The organism is Citrobacter sp. RHBSTW-00029 (assembly GCF_014104295.1).
In the GTDB taxonomy this organism is placed as follows: Bacteria; Pseudomonadota; Gammaproteobacteria; order Enterobacterales; family Enterobacteriaceae; genus Citrobacter; species Citrobacter youngae.
The window spans coordinates 3,304,413-3,328,350 of record NZ_JABXRT010000001.1; the positions used below are offsets into that span (position 1 = coordinate 3,304,413).

A 23,938-nucleotide genomic window follows, 5' to 3' on the forward strand; every position below is an offset into this window, starting at 1 on the left:
TCCATCGACATGACAGACAAACCCTACATTGGCCGTTTTGCCCCTTCACCTTCCGGTGAACTGCATTTTGGTTCCCTGGTAGCCGCCCTCGGCAGTTATTTGCAGGCCCGTGCACAGCGCGGAATCTGGCGGGTGCGCATTGAAGATATCGATCCCCCTCGTGAAGTTCCCGGTGCTGCAGAGACGATTCTGCGTCAGCTGGAACATTACGGGCTGCACTGGGATGGCGAAATCATGTGGCAGTCGCAACGCCATGACGCCTACCGTGAGGCACTGTCCTGGTTACAACAACAAGATTTAAGTTACTACTGTACCTGCACACGCGCCCGTATTCAGAGTATTGGCGGGATTTACGACGGTCATTGCCGTGCGTTACGCCACGGGCCGGAAAATGCAGCGGTACGCATCAAGCAACAGCATCCCGTTTTACACTTTAACGACCTGCTGCGCGGCAATATTCACACCGACCCAGAGCTTGCACGGGAAGACTTTATTATCCACCGACGCGACGGACTGTTTGCTTATAACCTTGCAGTAGTGGTTGATGACCACTTCCAGGGAGTAACAGAGATTGTACGCGGCGCGGATCTCATCGAACCGACTGTACGCCAAATTTCGTTGTATCAACAGTTCGGTTGGCAAGTACCGGACTATATTCATCTGCCGTTGGCGCTCAACGAGCAAGGCGCTAAACTTTCTAAACAGAATCATGCGCCTGCCCTGCCGCAAGGCGATCCACGCCCGGTTCTCATTAACGCGTTGCGCTTCCTCGGCCAGAACACTGTAATACCGTGGCAAGCGCTGAGTGTGGAAGAATTACTGCAAACTGCGGTGCAAAATTGGACGCTTACGACTGTGCCGGGTTCAGTGAATGTAAATCCGGCATTCTCAAATGACTCATGCTGAGCTATGATTAGCCGCGATTTTTACACAGCAACACTTGTTCTGACTGAAGTTTGACACTACCGAGGTGCACTATTTTTACCCGAGTCGCTAATTTTTGCCGCAAGGTGCTAAGCCGTGAGGAGCGCGAGGCCGAGCTTGCCGTCGCCCGTCCGCATATGACGGTAATCCCGCGTGAGCAGCACTCTATCTCCCGCAAAGATATCAGTGAAAATGCCCTGAAGGTAATGTACAGGCTCAATAAGGCCGGATACGAGGCATGGCTGGTAGGCGGTGGCGTACGCGATCTTTTGCTGGGCAAAAAGCCGAAAGATTTTGATGTCACCACCAATGCAACGCCAGATCAGGTGCGAAAACTGTTTCGTAACTGTCGCCTGGTTGGGCGTCGATTCCGTCTGGCCCATGTCATGTTTGGCCCGGAAATTATCGAAGTTGCGACTTTTCGTGGACACCATGAAGGCAGTGAGTCCGATCGCACAACGTCACAGCGCGGGCAAAACGGTATGCTGCTGCGTGACAACATCTTCGGCTCCATCGAAGAAGATGCCCAGCGCCGCGACTTCACGATTAACAGCCTGTATTACAGCGTGGCCGATTTCACCGTGCGTGATTACGTCGGAGGCATGCAGGATCTCGAGGATGGCGTCATCCGCCTGATTGGTAATCCGGAAACGCGCTACCGCGAAGATCCTGTACGTATGCTGCGTGCCGTGCGCTTTGCCGCCAAACTCGACATGCGTATCAGCCCGGAAACCGCAGAGCCGATCCCACGTCTGGCAACGCTGCTTAACGATATTCCCCCCGCACGCCTGTTTGAAGAAGCGCTCAAACTGTTACAGGCGGGCTACGGGTATGAAACCTATAAAAAACTGCGTGAGTACAGCCTGTTCCAGCCGCTGTTCCCAACCATCACCCGCTGTTTCACCGAAGACGGTGACAGCGCGATGGAACGCATCATTGCCCAGGTACTAAAGAATACCGACACCCGTATCCACAATGATATGCGCGTGAATCCGGCATTCTTGTTTGCGGCGATGTTCTGGTACCCGTTACTGGAAGCAGCGCAGAAAATCGCACAGGAAAGCGGTCTGGCCTATTACGACGCTTTCGCACTGGCGATGAACGATGTACTGGACGAAGCCTGCCGCTCGCTGGCTATTCCTAAGCGTCTGACGTCGCTCACCCGTGATATCTGGCAGCTTCAGTTACGCATGTCCCGTCGTCAGGGCAAACGCGCCTGGAAGCTGATGGAGCATCCAAAATTCCGCGCTGCCTACGACTTGTTGGCCCTGCGTGCCGAAGTGGAAAATAACGCCGAACTGCAGCGTCTGGCGCAGTGGTGGGGCGAATTCCAGGTTTCCGCGCCGCCGGAACAAAAAGGCATGTTGAACGAACTCGACGAAGAACCAGAACGCCGCCGCCATCGTCGTCCGCGCAAACGTGCGCCACGTCGCGAAGGTTCCGCGTGACCCTCGCTTATATTGCGCTCGGCAGCAATTTAGCCTCACCTCTGGAGCAGGTTAATGCTGCCGTGCAAGCGATCGGCGACATTCCCGACAGCCGCATCGTCGCCGTTTCCTCGTTTTACCGTACGCCGCCGTTAGGCCCACAGGATCAGCCAGACTACCTGAACGCGGCCGTGGCGCTGGAAACGACTCTCGCGCCCGAAGAACTGCTTAATCACACCCAACGCATTGAGCTACAGCAGGGTCGCGTACGTAAAGCTGAACGCTGGGGCCCGCGTACGCTGGACCTCGACATCATGCTGTTTGGCGATGAAGTGATTAACACCGAACGTCTGACCGTGCCGCACTACGACATGAAGAACCGCGGCTTCATGCTGTGGCCGCTGTATGAAATTGCGCCTGAACTGAGCTTCCCGGACGGAACCAGCCTACATCAACACCTCGCCCAACTCGGTGCAGCAAAACCTGCACACTGGTAAAGTAATCCTTTCCCTTTAGCGTTTACTGCTTTCGCGCCAAACGATTGCTTAAATCAATTGCCCCCCTGAATGTGACTGCTAGAATGCCGTTAAATATGACTTTCACCATCAGGAAATGTTATGAAACCGACAACAATCTCATTGCTGCAAAAATACAAGCAAGAGAAGAAACGCTTCGCGACGATTACGGCTTACGACTACAGCTTCGCGAAACTCTTTGCCGACGAAGGTATCAATGTGATGCTGGTTGGCGACTCGCTGGGCATGACCGTTCAGGGCCATGATTCTACCCTCCCCGTCACCGTTGAAGATATCGCCTACCACACCCGCGCCGTGCGTCGCGGGGCACCCAACTGCCTGCTGCTTTCCGATCTCCCGTTTATGGCCTACGCTACGCCAGAACAAACCTTTGCAAATGCCGCGGTGGTTATGCGTGCGGGCGCCAACATGGTCAAGGTAGAAGGCGGTGCGTGGCTGGTCGATACGGTGAAAATGCTCACCGAACGCGCGGTCCCGGTGTGCGGTCATCTGGGGCTGACCCCGCAGTCCGTCAACATTTATGGTGGCTATAAGGTGCAAGGCCGTGGTGATGCCGGGCAAACGCTGCTCGACGACGCGCTGGCGCTGGAAGCGGCTGGCGCTCAGTTGCTGGTGCTGGAATGCGTACCGGTTGAGCTGGCGAAGCGCGTCACCGATGCGTTGTCGATTCCGGTTATTGGTATTGGCGCAGGTAACGTCACTGATGGACAAATCCTCGTCATGCACGATGCATTTGGCATTACCGGCGGCCATATCCCTAAATTTGCCAAAAATTTCCTCGCTGAAGCGGGCGACATGCGCGCCGCAGTACGGCAGTATATTGCTGAGGTTGAATCCGGCGTCTATCCGGGTGAAGAACACAGTTTCCATTAAGGAGTCCAAGTGTTAATTATTGAAACTCTGCCGCTGCTGCGCCAGCACATTCGTCGTCTGCGTCAGGAAGGCAAACGCGTCGCGCTGGTTCCGACAATGGGCAACCTGCACGACGGCCATATGAAGCTGGTTGATGAAGCAAAGGCTCAGGCTGATGTGGTGATCGTCAGTATTTTTGTCAACCCAATGCAGTTTGACCGTGTGGAAGACCTGGCGCGCTATCCACGCACGCTGCAGGAAGATTGCGAAAAGCTGAACAAACGCAAAGTCGATATCGTCTTTGCGCCATCAGAGAAAGAAATCTATCCGCAGGGCACGGAAGGTCATACCTATGTTGATGTTCCGGGACTGTCTACCATGCTTGAAGGCGCCAGCCGTCCGGGTCACTTCCGTGGTGTTTCCACTATCGTCAGCAAGCTGTTTAATTTGATCCAGCCAGATATCGCCTGCTTTGGCGAGAAGGATTTCCAGCAACTGGCGCTGATCCGCAAAATGGTGGCGGATATGGGTTATGACATTGAGATCGTCGGCGTACCGATTATTCGCGCCAAAGACGGCTTAGCCCTAAGCTCGCGTAACGGCTATCTCACGGCAGAGCAGCGTAAAGTCGCCCCTGGCTTGTACAAAGTGATGAGCCGCATTGGCGAAAAATTACAGGCTGGGGAACGCGATCTGGAAGAGATTATCGCCATTGCTGAACACGAGCTGAATGAAAAAGGCTTCCGCGCCGACGACATTCAGATCCGCGACGCCGACACGCTGCTTGAACTGACTGAAAGCAGTAAACGCGCAGTGATTTTGGTTGCCGCCTGGCTGGGTCAGGCTCGTCTGATCGATAATCAAAGCGTTACATTAGCCCAGTAGACAGGGGTTAAAAATCAGGCAATACTGCCTGAAAATTCTCAAAGCAGGTCAGTAGCACCTGCTTAGCCAAGGTAAACGACAGGGTATAGAAGTTATGATTCGCACCATGCTGCAAGGCAAGCTCCACCGTGTAAAAGTCACGCAGGCGGACCTGCACTATGAAGGCTCCTGCGCCATCGACCAGGATTTCCTTGATGCCTCCGGTATTCTGGAAAATGAAGCTATTGATATCTGGAACGTGACGAATGGGAAACGTTTCTCAACCTATGCAATTGCGGCTGAACGCGGCTCCAGAATCATCTCGGTGAACGGTGCGGCAGCGCATTGTGCAGAGGTTGGCGACATTGTGATTATCGCCAGCTTCGTCACCATGTCTGATGAAGAAGCCCGTACATGGCGCCCGAAAGTGGCTTACTTTGAAGGCGACAACGAAATGAAGCGTACCGCGAAAGCTATTCCGGTACAGGTTGCCTGATAGCCTTACCCCTGCGGCTGGTTGCTTATCAGCCGCGACATCGTCTCCAGCGAATCCGTTCTTAAAATATAAAGTCTTTTCAATAAGAACGGATTATCTCCCGGCTTAACCTTCCCTCTCACCGTGGTGACCGCCATGTGGAATCCCGCGTCGCCTGCTGCTTTTACCGCCGTGGCGTTATAACCGCCAAACGGGTACGAAAGATACAGGACGTGAGGGTTAAACTGGGACAGTGCCCGGCGCGAACGGGCGAAATCGAACAAAATATTGTGATAGCTGCGACTCAGCAGGATCGGCCGGCGATTCGCATCAACCCGATGTAAAAAATGGGTGTGCGACTGGAAGTCGAACACGTCCCGGATCTCATTCAGTTCAGAGATGCTCATAAACTGCAGCGATTTCGGATCCCACTTCTGCGGGTGCCGCTTGATGCGTGAGGAGATGATAAACGCTGTTGCCTTCATGCCGTGCTGCTTCAGAATCGGATAAGCATAACGACTCACCGACTTGAGACCATCATCAAAAGTCAGCACCACCGCCCGTGCAGGCAGGTTCATTTTATTCTGCACGTAGCCTTCCAGTTGATACATCGTCAACGTGGTGTAACCACGATCCTGGAGCCAGGCCATCTGGTTACTGAACGCACGCACAGAAGTCGTCGTGGAGGTGTGGCGAAAACGGGTATTCTCTTCATCACGCAGAATATGATGGTAGGTCAACACGGGAATACCGTGGTCTTCCTGCGCATCCAGCGCACTGATATAGGCCAGCCTGCCACCAATGCGGATCTGAAACCAGGTCTGATTAAGTCGGTCTTTGAGCTTACTAATGATGGGATAGCGCAGGTTGTCCGCCAGTACGCCAAACGGGGCGCTACCGACATCCGGAGCATTATAAACGGGCGTGTCTTTCCAGGTTACCAGGCTTTGATTGCTGAGCGGCTTGTTGAGGTCGCCTAAACCATCGTCAACCTTCTGCCGGCCCTGAACAGGCTCCAGGTGTCCCTTATCGATAAACCCGGTACCAAAGCCAAAGGGGAATTCGTAATAATCTGCCGCAATGGGCTCAACGGCGAGGATTTGCCCGGCGCGAATATTCCCGACCGTCACCATCTTATTACCAATCTGCGCCCACACGGCAGCCGCTTCGGTCGTTTGCATATAACGAGCAGGCAACGCCGCAGCAACGCTGCCAGAGAACAGGAGCAATAAAACAAGCAGAAGGCGCATAACCATATGAGATAACCGAGGCGAGAAACCCCGGCTATTGTAGCAAAAGCGCCATCAATACCAATGATTAATACTCATACAAATCATGCTTCAACACGAAGGGGGGATTTTTTTGTTGCTGATGCCAGAGACTGGAGACTTCAGGCCCGCCAAGCGCAACGATGCAATCGCGGAACGCAGAACTGCTCATTGATTCCCGCGACGAAATCATTCGCTCAAGTAATGAATAGCTGATACCAGAAATGACTTCACACTGGGGATGTTTATGGCTCATTAACGAAGCCACGCGGTAAGGCGCAGCCCCGGCCATATCGGTCAGGAATATCACGCCCTCGCCTGAGTCTGTGGCATGCAGGGCATGGCACATCATACGGCTTAGCATGTTCGAGCTGAGACCTCGCCAAAAACTCACCGCCTGACACTGGACCAAAGGGCCGTGCTTTTTTTCCAGACGCTGCAGCATATCCTGTGCCTTATCGTCATGACAGGTAATTACCCAACCTAGCATCGCCTACCTCCTTAGCAGGCAAGTAGTTTATCAGGGTGATAAATATGTAAGGGTGATAAACATCAAAAGTTTCCTCTCCCGTTCAGGGAGAGGAAAAGAGGTTAGCTGCGCAGTCCGCGCCCGCGCTGAATCAGATACCAGCACAGTAAATAAAACGCGGCGATAAACACCACCAGCACACCGAAGGTCGTCACCAGCGGCACATCGTGAATGCCGAGGAAACCGTAGCGGAACCCGCTAATCATGTAGACAATCGGGTTCAGGTGCGACAGTCCCTGCCAGAACGGCGGTAACAGCGTTAACGAGTAGAAAACGCCCCCCAGATAGGTCAGCGGCGTTAACACGAAGGTCGGGATCAGACTGATATCGTCAAAGGTTTTGGCGAAAACCGCGTTCAGCAAGCCCGCCAGCGAAAACAGCACCGCCGTCAGCACCAGCGTCAGCGCCACGAAGACCCAGGAGTGCACCTGGAACGGCACGAAGAACAGTGAGATAGCAGTGACCAGAATGCCCACACACAGACCGCGAGCCACGCCACCGCCGACAAAACCGGCGATGATTACGTGCGTCGGTACCGGTGCAACCAACAGTTCTTCAATGTTGCGCTGAAACTTGGCGCTAAAGAACGACGACGCCACATTAGCGTACGAGTTGGTAATCACCGCCATCATGATAAGCCCCGGCACGATAAACTGCATGTAGCTAAAACCGTGCATTTCACCGATCCGTGAGCCAATCAAATTACCAAAGATAATAAAATAGAGCGTCATGGTGATAACGGGCGGCACCAGGGTTTGCACCCAGATACGCATAAAGCGGTGGATCTCTTTCGCCCAGATGCTTTTCAGCGCGACCCAGTAAAGCTGCATCATGCGCGATCTCCTTGTTTTTCATGAACCAGAGAAACAAACAGCTCTTCCAGCCGGTTCGCCTTGTTCCGCATACTCAATACCTGAATACCCTGAGCGCTCAGCTGCGAGAACACGCTGTTCACCCCCTGTTCGCGCAGAACTTCAACTTCCAGCGTGGAGGTATCAACCAGGCGGTATTGATAGCCTTCCAGCTTAGGTAGCGGACTTTTCGCCGCCAGATCGAGAATAAACGTCTCAGATTTGAGCTTAGAGAGCAGATTTTTCATCGAGGTGTTTTCCACCAGCTCGCCGTGCTGAATAATGCCGATATTGCGACACAGCATTTCCGCTTCTTCAAGGTAGTGGGTGGTTAGAATAATCGTCGTACCTTTATCGTTTAAATCCTTTAAAAAGCCCCACATTGAGCGGCGTAATTCAATATCAACACCGGCAGTTGGTTCATCAAGGATGAGTAATTTTGGCTCGTGCATCAGCGCACGGGCAATCATCAGGCGGCGCTTCATCCCGCCGGAAAGCATGCGCGCACGCTCGTTACGTTTTTCCCACAGGTCGAGTTGTTTTAGATAAATTTCACTGCGTTTAACCGCCTCTTTATACTCTACGCCGTAGTAACCGGCCTGGTTGACCACGATCTGCTGCACGGTTTCAAACGGGTTAAAGTTGAACTCCTGCGGCACCAGCCCAAGCTGACGCTTGGCGTTAACCGTGTCTTTATCGAGATCGTAGCCGAACACGCTCACCCGCCCGGAGGTTTTATTCACCAGCGAGCTGATAATACCGATGGTGGTGGACTTCCCCGCGCCATTGGGACCTAGCAGCGCATAGAAATCACCCGCTTCGACTTGCAAATCTATGCCACGCAACGCCTGAACGCCACCGGGATAGGTTTTTTTAAGTTGTTGAAGTTCCAGAGCAATGGTCATGTTTTTTTACTTACCTTACGTTCTGACATTTTATATATAGTTTAAATAATGCCGGAGTTACCCTATATTAGCCCATCGAATTTATCTGGCTTCGGGTTGTACAACTCCATGAAAGACATAGATACACTCATCAGCAACAATGCACTATGGTCAAAGATGCTGATAGAAGAGGATCCCGGATTTTTTGAAACGCTGACGCATGCGCAGAATCCGCGTTTTCTATGGATTGGATGTTCCGATAGCCGCGTTCCCGCTGAACGTTTAACCGGTCTTGAACCGGGTGAACTGTTTGTTCACCGTAATGTTGCTAATCTGGTCATTCACACCGACCTGAACTGTCTCTCAGTGGTTCAGTATGCGGTGGATGTGCTGGAAGTGGAACACATTATTATTTGTGGCCACTATGGTTGCGGCGGCGTCCAGGCGGCTATTGAAAATAAAGAACAGGGGCTGATTGATAACTGGTTGCTGCATATCCGCGATATCTGGTTTAAACACAGCTCACTGCTGGGCGAAATGCCGCAGGAACGTCGCATGGACACCCTGTGCGAACTGAATGTTATGGAGCAGGTCTATAACCTGGGCCACTCAACCATTATGCGTTCAGCCTGGAAACGCGGTCAGAAAGTGACAATTCACGGCTGGGCTTACGGTATTCATGATGGTCTGCTGCGCGATCTGGACGTCACGGCTACCAGCCGCGAAACACTGGAGCAACGCTACCGACAGGGGTTGTCGAACCTCAGCCAGAAGCACAGCAACCATAAGTAAGGTGATATTGCCGGGTGGCGGTTACGCCTTACCCGGCCTACAAATCAGCGCCGTAGGCCTGATAAGCGAAGCGCCATCAGGCGCTCCAGCCCATTACTCGTCCAGCAACACCACTTTGCCAACATACGGCAGATGGCGATAACGTTGTGCATAGTCAATGCCGTAGCCAACAACGAACTCATCTGGAATGGAAAAACCGATAAACTCGACCGGTACGTTCACTTCACGGCGAGAAGGTTTATCCAGCAACGTACAAATCGCCAGAGATTTAGGTTCACGCAGGCTCAGGATTTCACGCACTTTTGAGAGCGTGTTGCCGGAGTCGATGATGTCCTCAACAATCAGCACGTCTTTGCCACGAATGTCTTCATCCAGGTCTTTGAGGATTTTAACATCACGCGTGGTGGACATTCCGCTGCCGTAGCTGGAGGCGGTCATGAAATCGACTTCGTGGGAGACATGCACTTCACGGCACAGGTCAGCCATAAACATAAATGAACCGCGTAACAGGCCTACCAGCACCATATCACTGCCGCTGTCCTTGTAACGCTCGTTAATCTGACGTCCCAGTTCGGCAATACGCGCTTTGATCTCCGCTTCCGGGATCATGACTTCTACAGTATGTTTCATAAAAGAAATAACTCACTGATTTTTATCAGTTAACACATCATGCAAATCGAAAGAAAGCACTTACCTTGATACACCGCCAAAGAGACGGTGGCTCGCACTAACCACAAAACTTGCGACAGCATACAAACAATTCAGTGGATGAAGTATACCAGCAAAGAGACCGCATTCCTCTGATAGTTACTCAGAGAGCCTGCGCACGCATTTTAACGCGCTCTGAATACACGAAAGCCGGGCAACGAACCCGGCTTTTAGCGTGAGCAAAATCGGACTTTTTCAGGTCAGAACGTTTCCCAATGTTGATCCTGGGTAGTAGAGACAACGCGATCCTGGCGCGGAGCGTCCTGCAGTGGTTTTCGAGCCCCACTCACCGCCTTCTCGCGGGTAATACGAAATACCGCAACGGCCTGCCGCAACTGCTCGGCCTGTTGCTCCAGAGAGGCCGCCGCCGCCGCAGACTCCTCCACCAGCGCGGCGTTTTGCTGGGTCACGCTGTCCATCTGCGAAACCGCGAGGCTAACCTGTTCAATCCCCCGACTCTGCTCTTCAGAAGCAGACGCAATTTCGCCCATGATATCGGTCACACGGGTCACCGCCGCGACAATTTCTGCCATGGTTTTACCGGCATCCGAAACCTGCTGCGATCCCATGCCTACACAGTGGGTTGAATTATCAATCAGCGCTTTGATCTCTTTTGCTGCCTGGGCACTACGGCTTGCCAGAGTCCGGACTTCACCTGCCACAACCGCAAAACCGCGCCCCTGCTCTCCGGCTCTGGCCGCTTCTACCGCGGCGTTCAGCGCCAGAATGTTGGTCTGGAAGGCAATACTGTCGATAACGTTCGTGATCTGCGCGATTTGCTGCGAGCTGTCCGCTATTTCACTCATCGTATGCACAACGGTATCAACAACACGACCACCGCGAGCGGCAGTATCAGAGGCGTTTTTCGCCAATTGGGTTGCCTGTTTCGCATTGTCCGTATTCTGCTTCACTGTCGCGGTCAACTGCTCCATGCTGGCGGCCGTTTCCTCAAGCGAGGCCGCCTGCTGCTCGGTGCGCGAAGAAAGGTCGTTGTTGCCCGAGGATATTTCAGCGGCCCCGGTATGAATTGACTCCGAGCTATTGCGTACGGCAGTGACTGTCGAAATCAGCGACTGTTGCATCTCTTCCAACCCCATCGCCAGTCGGCCCATTTCGTTGCGACCTTCAACATTGAGCTTATGGGTTAAGTCTCCACCGGTAATGACGCGAATATGCTCCATAATCTGCGCCAGCGGTTTAAGCAGGATGTGTTGCAACCCGCTCCAGATCATGCCCAGAACGATCAGCACAACCAGAACGATGCCTCCCAGTGTCCACTGCATACGGGAAAAACTGAGCTGATTCTCCGCAGCAGCATGCTGCAGCAGCGCATTATTCTCGTTTCGCCAGTGATCATAGCTCGTTTCCATCTCATCCTGCGCTTTCTGGGCATCAAGATCGCCATAAGCCTGATAGTTATTCGCTCGCAGATACTCAATCGATAATTTCATCACTTCGTGCATCTGGCGATACTGCTTTTCCATTTCACTGGCGATCTGCGGATCTTGCCCTGTCACCTGCGGTAATCCCTGATACTGGGCGAAATAGCCTTCGGCCTTCTTCATTGAATCACTGGCGGTATTGAGCAGCGTGTTGATCGCGGCCAACGAGGCGGGATCGCGCTGATTTTTTAAAAAGCGGATGGCGACGCGCGTCACCGTAACACGGGTTTTAATCAACGTATTGACGCTGTCACTCAGATTTTCTTGCTGAGCGTTGAGGGTGCCTGAGTTCTGGAAATTATGCCTGTCATTGTTTACCGCAGAGTAAAACAGGCTTCCCGTAACGGCCTGCAGTAAACAGAAAATGGCGAGAACCAGCAGAATACCGGTAATAACACGAATATGTTTAATCACGTTTTTTCATCCATTGAACTCACATTGGGTATGTGATGATTATCGGCCCCAAAGGCGATTACTTTATGTTCAATGGCAGAATATGCAGGGGATGTGCCTTACCCAGCCGACAAGAAATATCCTGCAGGCCGGGCAAGCGCAGAGACGTCGTTGTTTAAACCGTAAAACCGAGCATCATGCCGGTGTCTTCGTGCTCCAGCAGATGGCAGTGCGCCATATAGGCATGTTCTTTCGGCGCATCGTGGTCAAACTTCACCAGTACCTCGCTGACGCCGCCCTCTACCCGCACAGTGTCTTTCCATCCCGTACGGTGCGCAGCAGGCGCTTTGCCATTTTCAGACAAAATGCGGAACTGCGTGCCGTGAATGTGGAACGGGTGCAGCATCATGTCGCCCTGACCAGAAATGACCCAGCGTTCATGCTGGCCTTTCGTCGCGGCAAACATCGGTATATTCATATCAAACGCCAGCCCGTTAATCCGGTTGGCATTATGGAAATCGAATGTGCCATCCTGCTTCATGTTGCCCATGCCGCCATGCTGCATATTCCCCATCTCACCGTGGTTCATATTGTCATGATCCATGTTTCCGTGGCCCATATTGTCGTTATTCATATGGCCCATCATCTGCCCATGATCCATCCCTGCCATGGCCTGCCCGCCGTATTTCTTCATCAGCATTTGCATGCCCATCATGTCGAGCATCGGATCCATAGACAACTGCAGTTTGCGTACCGTCACCCCATCAAGCGACGGCAGCGCCGGCATAGCTGTCAGCGTATCCGGCAGCGTGCCGGAGGCGGTAATCAGCAGCGGCTGAACGCGCATCACCGGATGTGGCTTATCAAATGGCGCGATCGCCATCCCCATCTGACTGACAGGCAATGTGACCAGATCGAAAGCTTTTCCGTCGCTCACATCCACCAATACTTCAAAACGCTCACCCATCAGCATCGGTAGTTCGGTCACTTTTACCGGCTCAGCTAACAATCCACCATCACTGGCAATCACGTACAGGGGACGGTTATCGCTGGCCGCGATATTCAGTGAGCGTGCGTTACAGCCATTCAGCAGACGCAGGCGCAACCAGCCGCGTGGCGCGGCATGTTGTGGGTAAATCGCCCCATTGGTTAGCAGCGTATCGCCAAACCAACCGACGGCGGCGGTCATCATATCCAACTGATAATTAATTTGTCCGTCAGCGGAAAACTGTTTGTCCTGAATAATCACCGGCACATCGTCGATACCCCACTGCTTCGGTAGCAATAGTTTGCGGATCTCGTCATCTTCAATCAGTACCAACCCAGCCAGGCCCATCGCAACCTGACGTCCGGTTTTCCCGTGTTGATGCGGATGGAACCAACAGGTTGCAGCCCGTTGCGCGGGGGTAAAGGTCACTGAACGCTTCCCGCCCGCCGGAATAACACCTTGCGGCCCGCCATCGACTTCTCCAGGGATTTCCAGCCCATGCCAGTGCAACGTCGTCTCTTCGGCCAGCTGATTATGGATATCCACGCTCACCGCCTGACCTGTATTCAGTTTTACTGCGGGTCCGAGCAGGTTACCGTTATATCCCCAGGTGGTGGCGGTTTTCCCCGCAAACGTCGACTGCCCGGCTTTCACAATCAGTTGTATGCGATTAGAAGCATCCGCAGTTAACAGGTCTGGAATGGGTAACGCAGGACGGTCAGTCGCAAAAGCGGTGCGGCTCCACAAAGGTAAAGCTGACGCGACGCCCAGCGCCACGGAATACTTTAAAAAGTCACGACGTTGCATATTCATTTCCTTATATTCAGCAGCTTAAGCAGGCTATCTTTTAAGCATAAGCCCTCCCCCTACGGGAAGGTCAAGTGAACGGCTGATAATAAAGGTCGTCGCTTCGCTCGCAGTATGCTAACGTTTAATTTCCGTGATGCAGTGGTAGAAGCAATGAAGACGTTTTTCAGAACAGTTTTGTTCGGCAGCCTGATGGCCGTATGCGCAAACAGCTATGCGCTGAGTGAGTCCGAAGCCGAAGATATGGCCGATTTAACGGCAGTTTTTGTTTTTCTGAAAAATGACTGTGGATACCAGAATTTGCCCAACGGGCAGATACGTCGCGCACTGGTCTTTTTTGCTCAACAGAACCAGTGGGACCTCAGTAACTACGACACCTTCAATATGAAAGCACTCGGTGAAGACAGCTATCGCGATCTCAGCGGTATCGGCATCCCTACGGCAAAGAAATGCAAAGCGCTGGCGCGCGACTCCTTAAGCCTGTTGGCTTACGTTAAATAAGGCACCGTGCCCGATGGCGCTACGTTTATCGGGCCTACGAACCGGGAATGACATCGTTGCGCCATGCCGGGTAAACGCAGCGTCCCCCGGCAGAGCCGAGTGCGAATTAACGCTGTTGCACAAATTCACGATACGCGGCAACCACCTGCAAGAAATCTTCAACGCCGCACAGAGATAAACTCTCTTCGTCGTAGTAATTCATTCCTTCTTCCATTTCATCGCCCGTGAACTCCAGTTGATTGGCGCGAACCATAACCTCTTCGCCATCCAGCCAGAGCGTGTATTCATGCCCTGCTCGCTGCCAGGAACGTTCACTGCCTTTTACCGCACGCGCCGCCTGTTCCACTTCATCAAGTAAGGCCAGGTTATCTTTCACTTCTTCATTAAACCAGTGCCCCACCACTTCGTGGCCCATGGACATACGCACCTTTACCACTCCGGTAATATCGCGCAGAAATTCGTAATCCATAATGTGTTCCTCTGCTCCCGGCAGTGCGCCAATACCGCACTGCACCTTGCTGTAATTATCGCAGCAGCGCGGCAGAAAAAAAGCGTAGCGGGTATAAGGAATAGAAATAAAAATGCCCGAAGAAGCTGACCTCTCCGGGCATTGATGCGTTTTTGCGCAAAATGCGCTAGCGAATTATACCGCCGTCTGGAAAATCACACCTTCCGCTTTCTCAGTGTACTGAGACAGCTGGTCGAAGTTCAGATAACGGTAGGTGTCGACAGCCGTTTTATCTACCTGTGCCACATAGGTCTGATACTCTTCCGGCGTTGGCAGTTTGCCAATCAGTGCCGCGACCGCTGCCAGCTCCGCAGAAGCCAGGTAGACGTTCGCCCCAGTCCCTAAACGGTTCGGGAAGTTACGAGTAGAAGTCGACACCACGGTTGAGTTGTCCGCCACGCGCGCCTGGTTACCCATGCACAGTGAACAGCCTGGGATCTCAATACGCGCCCCGCTCTTACCAAAGACGCTGTAATAGCCTTCCTCGGTGAGCTGTGCCGCATCCATACGCGTTGGTGGAGCCACCCACAGACGGGTCGGTAACTGGCCCTTATGCGCATCCAGCAGCTTACCCGCCGCACGGAAGTGACCGATGTTGGTCATGCAGGAACCGATGAACACTTCGTCGATCTTCTCGCCCTGCACGTCAGACAGCAGACGCGCGTCATCCGGATCGTTCGGCGCGCACAGGATCGGCTCTTTGATATCCGCCAGATCGATGTCGATCACTGCCGCGTATTCTGCGTCAGCGTCAGCTTTCAGCAACTGCGGATCCGCCAGCCATTTTTCCATGCCCTGCACACGACGTTCCAGCGTACGGCGATCGCCGTAACCTTCGGCGATCATCCATTTCAGCAGAACGATGTTAGAGCTGAGGTATTCAACGATCGGCTCTTTGTTCAGCTTGATGGTACAACCCGCAGCGGAACGCTCAGCGGATGCATCGGTCAGTTCAAATGCTTGCTCAACTTTCAGATCCGGCAGACCTTCAATTTCCAGAATGCGGCCAGAGAAGATGTTTTTCTTGCCTTTCTTCTCAACGGTCAGCAGACCTTGTTTGATCGCATACAGCGGAATGGCGTGAACCAGGTCACGCAGGGTGATACCCGGCTGCATTTTGCCTTTGAAACGCACCAGAACAGATTCCGGCATATCCAGCGGCATCACGCCGGTCGCAGCCGCAAACGCGACCAGACCAGAACCCGCCGGGAAAGAGATACCGATCGGGAAACGGGTATGAGAGTCACCACCGGTACCTACGGTATCCGGCAGCAGCATACGGTTCAACCAGGAGTGGATAACGCCGTCGCCCGGACGCAGCGACACGCCGCCACGGTTCATGATGAAGTCAGGCAGAGTATGGTGGGTGGTCACGTCAACAGGTTTCGGATACGCAGCGGTATGACAGAACGACTGCATCACCAGGTCAGAAGAGAAGCCCAGGCACGCCAGGTCTTTCAGTTCATCGCGGGTCATTGGGCCAGTGGTATCCTGAGAGCCGACGGAAGTCATCTTCGGTTCGCAGTAGGCCCCCGGACGGACGCCGGTCACGCCACATGCGCGGCCAACCATTTTCTGTGCCAGAGAGAAGCCGCGGCTGCTTTCCGCTACATCTTTCGCCTGACGGAATACATCGCTGTGCGGCAGCCCCAGCGCTTCACGCGCTTTGGTGGTCAGGCCACGACCGATAATCAGCGGAATACGGCCACCGGCACGTACTTCGTCAACCAGCACATCGGTTTTCAGTTCGAAGGTAGCCAGCAGTTCGTTGGTTTCGTGGTTACGCACTTCGCCCTTGAACGGGTAAACGTCAATCACGTCGCCCATGTTCAGGTTGCTTACGTCCACTTCAATTGGCAGCGCGCCCGCATCTTCCATAGTGTTGAAGAAAATAGGTGCAATTTTGCCACCCAGACACAAGCCACCACCGCGCTTGTTCGGTACATGAGGAATATCATCACCCATAAACCACAGCACGGAGTTGGTCGCAGATTTACGCGAAGAACCAGTACCGACAACGTCACCCACATAGGCCAGCGGGTAACCTTTTTTCTGCAGTTCTTCGATCTGTTTGATTGGGCCTACCACGCCCGGCTGATCCGGTTCGATACCTTCGCGGGCGTTTTTCAGCATCGCCAGCGCGTGCAGCGGGATATCCGGGCGGGACCATGCGTCCGGTGCCGGAGAGAGGTCATCGGTGTTGGTTTCACCGGTCACTTTAAAGACGGTAACGGTGATTTTTTCAGCCAGAGCCGGACGGTTGAGGAACCATTCGGCATCAGCCCAGGACTGCATGACCTGCTTCGCATATTCGTTGCCCGCTTTGGCTTTTTCTTCCACATCGTAGAAGTTATCGAACATCAGCAGCGTTGAAGAGAGCGCTTTGGCGGCAATCGGCGCCAGTTTGGCATCATCCAGCGCGTCGATCAGCGGATGAATGTTGTAACCACCCTGCATGGTGCCCAGCAGTTCAATGGCTTTTTCTGGCGTGATCAACGGAGAGGTAGTGTCACCTTTAGCGACAGCGGCGAGAAAACCGGCTTTAACGTAAGCGGCTTCATCTACACCAGGGGGAACGCGGTTAATCAACAGGTCTAACAGGAATTCTTCTTCGCCCACAGGCGGGGTCTTCAGCAGCTCGACAAGTGCAGCCATTTGGGTTGCGTCTAAGGGTTTCGGCACAATCCCCTGGGCAGCACGCTCAGCTACGTGCTTACGGTATTCTTCTAGCACGACGATATCTCCTCGCTCTCATTGTCATAATGCGGCGCTTTTGTATATGGGCGATTCTCTTCACGCTCCTGTGAGACAGCAGTTAGTAGGGTAAATGCCCGGTACCGCAAAAGGCACAATAACAGGATTTTCGTTGGGTGTTAATCTGTTTACAAAAAAGCAACATAAAAAATTGGCTGAATCGTTAAGGATGGTCTAACGCTCTTCGTCATGGCAGAAGGGGAATGATAATTTCGCCCGCAATGTTTAGTCACATTATTTAGCTCCCTGGTAATAAACTTGCGTTAACGATCCCAAGATTCGTCAAAAATTAAACTATTGTCTCTTTATACTCACGGAACACTGCACCCACTGGCGGCAGGCATAATGACTATGACGATTCTTAATGAGTCGGGAGAGATAAAATGACGTTGCCCTTTAAGCCCCATATCATTGCTCTGGCGTGCAGTGCAGGGTTATTTGTCGGTGCGGGCGTGCTGTATGTAAACAGCCGCACACCAGAAGCCCCCTCTCAGCCTGCCCCGGCAGCAGCGCCTCAACCGACCGTTGCGGCGGCTCCCGCAGTAGCCCCGGTGGCGCCAACAACGTATACCACAGCTCAACTCGATCAGTGGGTTGCCCCTGTTGCGCTCTACCCTGACCCGTTGCTGTCTCAGGTGCTGATGGCCTCAACATATCCATCGAACGTGGTGCAGGCGGTTCAGTGGTCTCGTGATAATCCGACACTGCAAGGTGACGCCGCCATTCAGGCAGTGTCCGGCCAGTCATGGGACCCCAGCGTGAAGTCGCTGGTGGCATTTCCGCAATTGATGGCCTTGATGGGCGAAAACCCTGACTGGGTACAAAACCTGGGGAATGCGTTTCTGGCACAACCACAGGACGTGATGGATGCCGTACAGCGCCTGCGTTTGCTGGCTCAGCAAACAGGCTCGCTAAAATCCACTCCGCAGCAAACGGTCACGAACACCCAGAAAACAACCGTGATTCAGACGCCGTCATCATCAACGACGAAAGTGACCAGCAGCGCGCCCACCTCGACGGTTATCAAAATTGAGCCGACCGATCCACAGGTGGTATATGTGCCGAACTACAATCCAACCGTTGTTTACGGCAGTTGGCCTAATACCGCCTACCCCCCTGTCTATCTGCCGCCCCCTCCGGGCGAGCAGTTTGCCGATAGCTTCGTCAAAGGTTTCGGCTATAGCCTGGGCGTTGCGACGACGTATGCACTGTTCAGTAACATCGACTGGGATGACGACGACCATCACCATGATGATGACTATCATGACCATGACGCCCCTCACGGCGGTAATGGCTACCAGCACAACGGAGATAACATCAATATTGATGTTAACAATTTCAACCATATATCCGGACAAAACCTTAAAGGGCAAAACATTGCCTGGCAGCACAACCCTGCGTACCGTAACGGCGTGCCTTACCAGAACGACGCGGTCGCACAACGTTTTCATCAGACCAACGTTAGCGGGGGATTAAGCGCCACTCAACATACACCGACCACCACTGCCACACGAGACAGCCAGCGTCAGGCCGCAATGACGCAGTTCCAACAGCGTAGCCAGACCTCCCCGGCAAACTTGTCGGGTCAGACATCGCGGGATGCTCAACGCAAAGCAGCCTCTTCACAGCTAAATCAAATTGCCCAGCGCAATAACTATCGTGGCTATGACGAAACACAAAACAACAGCCGTCGTGAAGCAGCACAGAAGACGCTGAATAAATCCACTACGCAACAGCAGCACCGCTCTGAACTGAAGTCAAAAGCTCAGCAGCATCCGGTTTCACAGCAGCAAAGGGAAACCGCTCGCCAACGCGTTGAATCATCCAACTCGCAACAACGTCTGGCCTCCCGTCAGAATACGCATTCAAACGTCTTCAGCGGGAATGACAGTCGCTCACCGTCGTGGCAGTCCCAGCAACTGCGTGGGCAGGAAAGCCGTCGCGCGGGCAACCTCAACAGCGGGCAGCGCGCTGCGGCACGTGAAAATTTTTCTGAGCACCACGAATTTCGCCGTCGTTAACCGGAGCCGATGATGAAAAAAATTATGTTAAGCGCCCTGTTGCTCTCCTTGCCGCTGGTGAGCTATGCGCAACAGGCGTTCACCTCCCCCGAAGACGCGGCAAGGGCATTTGCCGCTGCGGTGACGCAGCAAAATGAAAAGCAGCTCACGGCGCTACTGGGTGAAAACTGGCGACATTTTTTGCCACCAGAAGGGGCCGATCCGGAAGCAGTGGCACGCTTTAATCGCGACTGGAAGGTGAGCCATCACATTGTGCTGCAGGGCAATATGGCGCATCTCAACGTAGGGCAAGATGACTGGCAGTTACCCATACCGATGGTGAAAACCAGCAAAGGCTGGGCGTTCGATATGACCGAAGCCCAGGAGGAGATCCTCACTCGAACGATCGGTCGCAACGAGCTTTCAGCCATCGAAGCGCTGCACGCCTACGTTGACGCGCAGCAAAGCTATTACGCGCTGAACAAATCGTATGCGCAAAAAATTGTCAGTAGCGAAGGTAAAAAAGATGGGCTTTACTGGCCCGTCACACCAGGCGAAGCGCCAAGCCCTCTGGGACCCGCCTTCAGCCCACAAGAACCCGGCACGGGTTATCACGGTTATCGTTTCCGCATACTGCCGGACAAAGCCAGTGGTTTCGCCATGATTGCATGGCCGATTAGCTACGGTCACACCGGAGTGATGAGCTTTATGATTAGCGGCGATGACAATGTTTATCAGGCCAACCTTGGCGAAGCATCACAACAGAAAGCACAGGCGATGACTGAGTACAGCCCTGAAAAAACCTGGCATCCCGTAGCGCCCTGAACAGCCAACGCATTGGTTGTCTCGTCATTAAGAGACTGCCGGGAAAATTGCGGTGAATCTTAAGGCAAAAAAAACGCCTCCGAAGAGGCGTTTTCACAAAAGCGGGAAGATTACTTCTTCTTCGCTTTCGGGTTTGGCAGGTCGGTGATGCTACCTTCGAACACTTCTGCCGCCAAGCCCACAGATTCGTGCAGAGTCGGGTGCGCGTGGATGGTCAGCGCGATGTCTTCAGCGTCACAGCCCATTTCGATCGCCAGACCGATTTCGCCCAGCAGCTCGCCGCCGTTGGTACCGACAATCGCACCACCGATAACACGGTGAGATTCTTTGTCGAAAATCAGTTTGGTCATACCATCCGCGCAGTCGGAAGCGATAGCACGGCCAGAAGCAGCCCACGGGAAGGTGGCGGTTTCGTAGCTGATGCCTTTTTCTTTCGCTTCTTTCTCAGTCAGGCCAACCCATGCAACTTCTGGTTCAGTGTACGCGATGGATGGAATAACTTTCGGATCGAAGTAGTGTTTCTTACCGGCGATAACTTCAGCGGCAACGTGACCTTCGTGAACACCTTTGTGCGCCAGCATCGGCTGACCGACGATATCGCCGATAGCAAAGATGTGCGGCACATTGGTGCGCAGCTGTTTGTCAACGCGGATGAAGCCACGGTCATCAACTTCCACGCCAGCTTTGCCCGCATCGAGGTTTTTACCGTTCGGTACACGACCGATAGCCACCAGCACAGCATCGTAACGCTGAGCTTCAGCAGGCGCTTTTTTGCCTTCCATGGAAACGTAGATACCGTCTTCTTTCGCTTCAACGGCGGTCACTTTGGTTTCCAGCATCAGGTTGAATTTCTTGCTGATGCGCTTGGTGAAGACTTTAACCACGTCTTTATCGGCAGCCGGGATAACCTGGTCGAACATTTCAACCACGTCGATCTCTGAACCCAGCGCATGGTACACGGTACCCATTTCCAGACCGATGATACCGCCGCCCATAACCAGCAGGCGCTTAGGAACAGTTTTCAGTTCCAGTGCATCGGTGGAATCCCACACGCGCGGATCTTCATGCGGAATAAACGGCAGTTCGATCGGACGGGAACCCGCCGCGATGATTGCGTTGTCGAAGTTGATCACGGTTTTGCCGTTTTCGCCTTCAACTTCCAGGGTGTTCGCCCCGGTAAATTTACCCAGACCGTTAACCACTTTCACTTTACGGCCTTTGGCCATACCCGCCAGACCGCCGGTCAGTTGAGTGATAACTTTTTCTTTCCAGGTACGAATCTTGTCGATATCAGTTTTCGGCTCGCCAAAAACGATACCGTGTTCAGCCAGCGCTTTGGCTTCTTCGATAACTTTTGCTACGTGCAGCAGCGCTTTAGAAGGGATACAGCCGACGTTCAGACAAACACCACCAAGGGTGCTGTAACGTTCTACGATGACGGTCTCCAGACCTAAATCTGCGCAACGGAAGGCAGCAGAGTAACCTGCAGGGCCTGCCCCAAGTACCACGACCTGAGTTTTGATTTCAGTGCTCATCATGACCTCTTAATTTATACCCGTCGTCCACCGGGTCGTTCTATCCGCCCGTATTTTACAAAATTGTTAACAATTTTGAAACAACAAACGGCAACCGATTTGTCTTTCGCACAATAACCTCACTGACTTCATGAGATTACCAGAAAAAAGCCGGCCGTCGGGCCGGCTTTTTCGCTTACATCACCAGGCGGCGAATGTCAGACAGCATGTTGTTGATGATGGTGATAAAGCGCGCACCATCAGCACCGTCAATTACACGGTGGTCGAAGGAGAGCGAAATCGGCATCATCAGACGCGGCATAAACTCTTTACCGTTCCACACTGGCTCCATAGAGGACTTGGAGACACCGAGGATAGCCACTTCCGGCGCGTTCACAATCGGCGCGAAGTGGGTAGTACCCAGGCCACCGATGCTGGAGATGGTGAAGCAACCGCCCTGCATTTCGCCAGCAGTCAGCTTGCCATCACGCGCTTTCTTGGAGATCACGGTCAGTTCACGAGACAGCTCGGTAATACTCTTCTTGTTCACGTCTTTGAAGACCGGAACAACCAGACCATTCGGCGTATCTACCGCCACACCGATGTTGATGTATTTCTTCAGGGTCAGGCGCTGACCGTCTTCAGACAGGGAGCTGTTGAAGCGCGGCATCTGTTCCAGAGCTGCGGCAACGGCTTTCATGATGAAGACTACTGGGGTGAATTTCACGTCCAGTTTACGTTTTTCAGCTTCGGCGTTCTGCTGTTTACGGAACGCTTCCAGATCGGTGATATCGGTCTTATCGAAGTGAGTAACGTGCGGGATCATCACCCAGTTACGGCTCAGGTTAGCACCCGAGATTTTCTGGATACGGCCCAGTTCCACTTCTTCGATTTCACCAAACTTGCTGAAGTCCACTTTCGGCCAAGGCAGCATGCCCGGGATACCGCCGCCTGCTGCTGCAGCCGGAGCCGCTTCAGCACGCTTGATAGCGTCTTTCACGTAAGCCTGAACGTCTTCACGCAGGATACGACCTTTGCGGCCAGATCCTTTCACTTTCGCCAGGTTAACACCAAATTCGCGCGCCAGGCGACGAATCAGCGGCGTAGCGTGGACGTAAGCGTCGTTCTCAGCAAATTCAGATTTGCCTTCTGCTTTCGCGGCCGGAGCCGGTGCTGCAACAGGTGCAGGTGCAGCGGCCGGAGCCGGAGCAGCAGCTTGTGCAGGGGCAGCAGCCGGTGCTGCGCCTTCGACTTCGAAGACCATAATCAGAGAACCGGTTTTAACTTTGTCGCCGGTGCTGATTTTGATTTCTTTTACGGTACCCGCGAACGGTGCCGGAACTTCCATTGACGCTTTATCGCCTTCAACGGTGATCAGTGACTGCTCAGCGGCAATTTTATCGCCCACTTTAACCATCACTTCAGTGACTTCCACTTCGTCACCGCCGATATCCGGTACGTTAACTTCTTTCGAACCGGAAGCAGCCGGAGCCGCCGCTGCTGCTGGAGCAGCCGCCTGAGCCGGTGCTGCAGCAGGCGCTGCGCCCGCCACTTCGAAGACCATAATCAGGGAGCCGGTAGACACTTTGTCGCCGGTGTTGATTTTGATCTCTTTCACCACGCCCGCGAACGGCGCTGGAACTTCCATGGAAGCCTTGTCGCCTTCTACGGTGATCAGAGACTGTTCAGCCGCAACGGTGTCGCCCACTTTAACCATGATCTCGGTAACTTCAACTTCGTCACCACCGATGTCCGGTACGTGTACTTCTTTCGCCGCTGCTGCAGCAGGTGCTGCTGCCGGAGCCGCTTCTTTCTTCTCTTCTGCCGGAGCAGGTGCAGCTGCTGCTGCACCGTCGGCGGAATCGAAAATCATGATCAGTTTGCCGGTCTCAGTTTTATCGCCAACAGAGACTTTGATCTCTTTAACGATACCAGCCTGAGGAGACGGAACTTCCATAGAGGCTTTGTCGCCTTCTACGGTGATCAGCGACTGTTCAGCTTCAACTTTGTCGCCTACTTTGACCAGGATCTCGGTGATTTCAACTTCATCAGCCCCGATGTCCGGTACATTGATTTCGATAGCCATTATTCTTTTA

At 53.4% G+C, this 23,938-nt stretch carries 21 protein-coding genes; 10 read left to right on the forward strand and 11 right to left on the reverse strand.

Going from position 1 to position 23,938, the window contains the following annotated elements:
* Positions 1-9: 9 nt before the first annotated feature.
* From gluQRS to panD, 6 genes are all read left to right on the forward strand, one after another.
* Positions 10-906, forward strand: a complete 897-nt coding sequence (gluQRS, locus tag HV041_RS16145) for a tRNA glutamyl-Q(34) synthetase GluQRS (protein WP_121584215.1) — start codon at positions 10-12, stop codon at positions 904-906.
* 71 nt (positions 907-977) lie between these two features.
* Positions 978-2,372, forward strand: coding sequence for a polynucleotide adenylyltransferase PcnB (gene pcnB / locus HV041_RS16150; protein WP_220471089.1), 1,395 nt, complete (start codon positions 978-980; stop codon positions 2,370-2,372).
* Positions 2,369-2,848 (forward strand): 2-amino-4-hydroxy-6-hydroxymethyldihydropteridine diphosphokinase, encoded by a 480-nt coding sequence (folK, locus tag HV041_RS16155; protein WP_048212665.1) that lies wholly within the window; start codon positions 2,369-2,371, stop codon positions 2,846-2,848. Before pcnB ends, folK begins: the two co-directional genes overlap by 4 nt.
* Before the next feature lie 120 nt (positions 2,849-2,968).
* Positions 2,969-3,760 (forward strand): 3-methyl-2-oxobutanoate hydroxymethyltransferase, encoded by a 792-nt coding sequence (panB, locus tag HV041_RS16160; protein ID WP_048212666.1) that lies wholly within the window; start codon positions 2,969-2,971, stop codon positions 3,758-3,760.
* A gap of 9 nt (positions 3,761-3,769) precedes the next feature.
* Positions 3,770-4,624 carry a pantoate--beta-alanine ligase gene (gene panC, locus HV041_RS16165; protein ID WP_061067264.1) on the forward strand — a complete coding sequence of 285 codons (855 nt, stop codon included), beginning with the start codon at positions 3,770-3,772 and terminating at the stop codon, positions 4,622-4,624.
* Positions 4,625-4,718: 94 nt separating this feature from the next.
* Positions 4,719-5,099 (forward strand): aspartate 1-decarboxylase, encoded by a 381-nt coding sequence (panD, locus tag HV041_RS16170; RefSeq protein ID WP_000621526.1) that lies wholly within the window; start codon positions 4,719-4,721, stop codon positions 5,097-5,099.
* Between the two features lie 5 nt (positions 5,100-5,104).
* Here panD and HV041_RS16175 read toward each other — a convergent pair whose 3' ends face one another.
* From HV041_RS16175 to HV041_RS16190, 4 genes are all read right to left on the reverse strand, one after another.
* Positions 5,105-6,334, reverse strand: a complete 1,230-nt coding sequence (locus tag HV041_RS16175; RefSeq protein WP_121584213.1) for a polysaccharide deacetylase family protein — start codon at positions 6,332-6,334, stop codon at positions 5,105-5,107.
* Between the two features lie 61 nt (positions 6,335-6,395).
* On the reverse strand, positions 6,396-6,836 hold the full coding sequence (locus tag HV041_RS16180) for a PTS sugar transporter subunit IIA (protein WP_048212669.1): 441 nt from the start codon (positions 6,834-6,836) through the stop codon (positions 6,396-6,398).
* A gap of 101 nt (positions 6,837-6,937) precedes the next feature.
* Positions 6,938-7,708: an ABC transporter permease gene (locus tag HV041_RS16185; protein WP_003829467.1), complete on the reverse strand. Its 771-nt coding sequence runs from the start codon at positions 7,706-7,708 to the stop codon at positions 6,938-6,940.
* Positions 7,705-8,631 carry an ABC transporter ATP-binding protein gene (locus HV041_RS16190; RefSeq protein ID WP_048212670.1) on the reverse strand — a complete coding sequence of 309 codons (927 nt, stop codon included), beginning with the start codon at positions 8,629-8,631 and terminating at the stop codon, positions 7,705-7,707. The genes HV041_RS16185 and HV041_RS16190 overlap by 4 nt, the downstream gene beginning before the upstream one ends.
* Before the next feature lie 108 nt (positions 8,632-8,739).
* Here HV041_RS16190 and can point away from each other — a divergent pair, with 108 nt between their 5' ends.
* Positions 8,740-9,402: a carbonate dehydratase gene (gene can / locus HV041_RS16195; RefSeq protein ID WP_008786227.1), complete on the forward strand. Its 663-nt coding sequence runs from the start codon at positions 8,740-8,742 to the stop codon at positions 9,400-9,402.
* A 93-nt stretch (positions 9,403-9,495) separates the two neighbouring features.
* On the opposite strand, the gene hpt is transcribed toward can, so the two are convergent.
* From hpt to cueO, 3 genes are all read right to left on the reverse strand, one after another.
* A complete protein-coding gene (hpt, locus tag HV041_RS16200) occupies positions 9,496-10,032 on the reverse strand; it encodes a hypoxanthine phosphoribosyltransferase (RefSeq protein WP_003018658.1) in 537 nt (178 codons plus the stop codon).
* Positions 10,033-10,310: 278 nt separating this feature from the next.
* The gene (locus tag HV041_RS16205; protein ID WP_121584212.1) at positions 10,311-11,966 is read right to left on the reverse strand and encodes a methyl-accepting chemotaxis protein; all 1,656 of its coding nucleotides are present in this window, start codon (positions 11,964-11,966) and stop codon (positions 10,311-10,313) included.
* Positions 11,967-12,120: 154 nt separating this feature from the next.
* Positions 12,121-13,740 carry a multicopper oxidase CueO gene (gene cueO / locus HV041_RS16210; protein WP_121584211.1) on the reverse strand — a complete coding sequence of 540 codons (1,620 nt, stop codon included), beginning with the start codon at positions 13,738-13,740 and terminating at the stop codon, positions 12,121-12,123.
* Positions 13,741-13,893: 153 nt separating this feature from the next.
* On the opposite strand from cueO, the gene HV041_RS16215 reads away from it, so the two are divergent.
* Positions 13,894-14,241 (forward strand): YacC family pilotin-like protein, encoded by a 348-nt coding sequence (locus HV041_RS16215; protein WP_003018667.1) that lies wholly within the window; start codon positions 13,894-13,896, stop codon positions 14,239-14,241.
* 106 nt (positions 14,242-14,347) lie between these two features.
* Here HV041_RS16215 and yacL read toward each other — a convergent pair whose 3' ends face one another.
* Positions 14,348-14,710 (reverse strand): protein YacL, encoded by a 363-nt coding sequence (gene yacL, locus HV041_RS16220; RefSeq protein ID WP_048212673.1) that lies wholly within the window; start codon positions 14,708-14,710, stop codon positions 14,348-14,350.
* A gap of 174 nt (positions 14,711-14,884) precedes the next feature.
* Positions 14,885-17,482 (reverse strand): bifunctional aconitate hydratase 2/2-methylisocitrate dehydratase, encoded by a 2,598-nt coding sequence (acnB, locus tag HV041_RS16225; RefSeq protein WP_121584210.1) that lies wholly within the window; start codon positions 17,480-17,482, stop codon positions 14,885-14,887.
* 404 nt (positions 17,483-17,886) lie between these two features.
* On the opposite strand from acnB, the gene HV041_RS16230 reads away from it, so the two are divergent.
* Entirely contained in the window at positions 17,887-19,524 is a 1,638-nt protein-coding gene (locus HV041_RS16230; protein WP_121584209.1) for a DUF3300 domain-containing protein, read from the forward strand.
* A gap of 9 nt (positions 19,525-19,533) precedes the next feature.
* On the forward strand, positions 19,534-20,328 hold the full coding sequence (locus HV041_RS16235) for a DUF2950 family protein (protein ID WP_121584208.1): 795 nt from the start codon (positions 19,534-19,536) through the stop codon (positions 20,326-20,328).
* A gap of 110 nt (positions 20,329-20,438) precedes the next feature.
* Here the strand turns inward: HV041_RS16235 and lpdA are convergent, their stop codons facing one another.
* Positions 20,439-21,863 (reverse strand): dihydrolipoyl dehydrogenase, encoded by a 1,425-nt coding sequence (lpdA, locus tag HV041_RS16240; RefSeq protein ID WP_003018686.1) that lies wholly within the window; start codon positions 21,861-21,863, stop codon positions 20,439-20,441.
* A 175-nt stretch (positions 21,864-22,038) separates the two neighbouring features.
* Positions 22,039-23,928 carry a pyruvate dehydrogenase complex dihydrolipoyllysine-residue acetyltransferase gene (gene aceF, locus HV041_RS16245; RefSeq protein WP_121584207.1) on the reverse strand — a complete coding sequence of 630 codons (1,890 nt, stop codon included), beginning with the start codon at positions 23,926-23,928 and terminating at the stop codon, positions 22,039-22,041.
* Positions 23,929-23,938 lie beyond the last annotated feature (10 nt).

Coding starts and splice junctions, on each gene's coding strand:
- gluQRS (WP_121584215.1), top strand. CDS start 10: ATGACAGACAAACCCTACATTGGCCGTTTTGCCCCTTCACCTTCCGGT.
- panB (WP_048212666.1), top strand. CDS start 2,969: ATGAAACCGACAACAATCTCATTGCTGCAAAAATACAAGCAAGAGAAG.
- panD (WP_000621526.1), top strand. CDS start 4,719: ATGATTCGCACCATGCTGCAAGGCAAGCTCCACCGTGTAAAAGTCACG.
- HV041_RS16175 (WP_121584213.1), bottom strand. CDS start 6,334: ATGGTTATGCGCCTTCTGCTTGTTTTATTGCTCCTGTTCTCTGGCAGC.
- HV041_RS16180 (WP_048212669.1), bottom strand. CDS start 6,836: ATGCTAGGTTGGGTAATTACCTGTCATGACGATAAGGCACAGGATATG.
- HV041_RS16185 (WP_003829467.1), bottom strand. CDS start 7,708: ATGATGCAGCTTTACTGGGTCGCGCTGAAAAGCATCTGGGCGAAAGAG.
- HV041_RS16190 (WP_048212670.1), bottom strand. CDS start 8,631: ATGACCATTGCTCTGGAACTTCAACAACTTAAAAAAACCTATCCCGGT.
- can (WP_008786227.1), top strand. CDS start 8,740: ATGAAAGACATAGATACACTCATCAGCAACAATGCACTATGGTCAAAG.
- hpt (WP_003018658.1), bottom strand. CDS start 10,032: ATGAAACATACTGTAGAAGTCATGATCCCGGAAGCGGAGATCAAAGCG.
- cueO (WP_121584211.1), bottom strand. CDS start 13,740: ATGCAACGTCGTGACTTTTTAAAGTATTCCGTGGCGCTGGGCGTCGCG.
- HV041_RS16215 (WP_003018667.1), top strand. CDS start 13,894: ATGAAGACGTTTTTCAGAACAGTTTTGTTCGGCAGCCTGATGGCCGTA.
- yacL (WP_048212673.1), bottom strand. CDS start 14,710: ATGGATTACGAATTTCTGCGCGATATTACCGGAGTGGTAAAGGTGCGT.
- HV041_RS16230 (WP_121584209.1), top strand. CDS start 17,887: ATGACGTTGCCCTTTAAGCCCCATATCATTGCTCTGGCGTGCAGTGCA.
- HV041_RS16235 (WP_121584208.1), top strand. CDS start 19,534: ATGATGAAAAAAATTATGTTAAGCGCCCTGTTGCTCTCCTTGCCGCTG.
- lpdA (WP_003018686.1), bottom strand. CDS start 21,863: ATGAGCACTGAAATCAAAACTCAGGTCGTGGTACTTGGGGCAGGCCCT.
- aceF (WP_121584207.1), bottom strand. CDS start 23,928: ATGGCTATCGAAATCAATGTACCGGACATCGGGGCTGATGAAGTTGAA.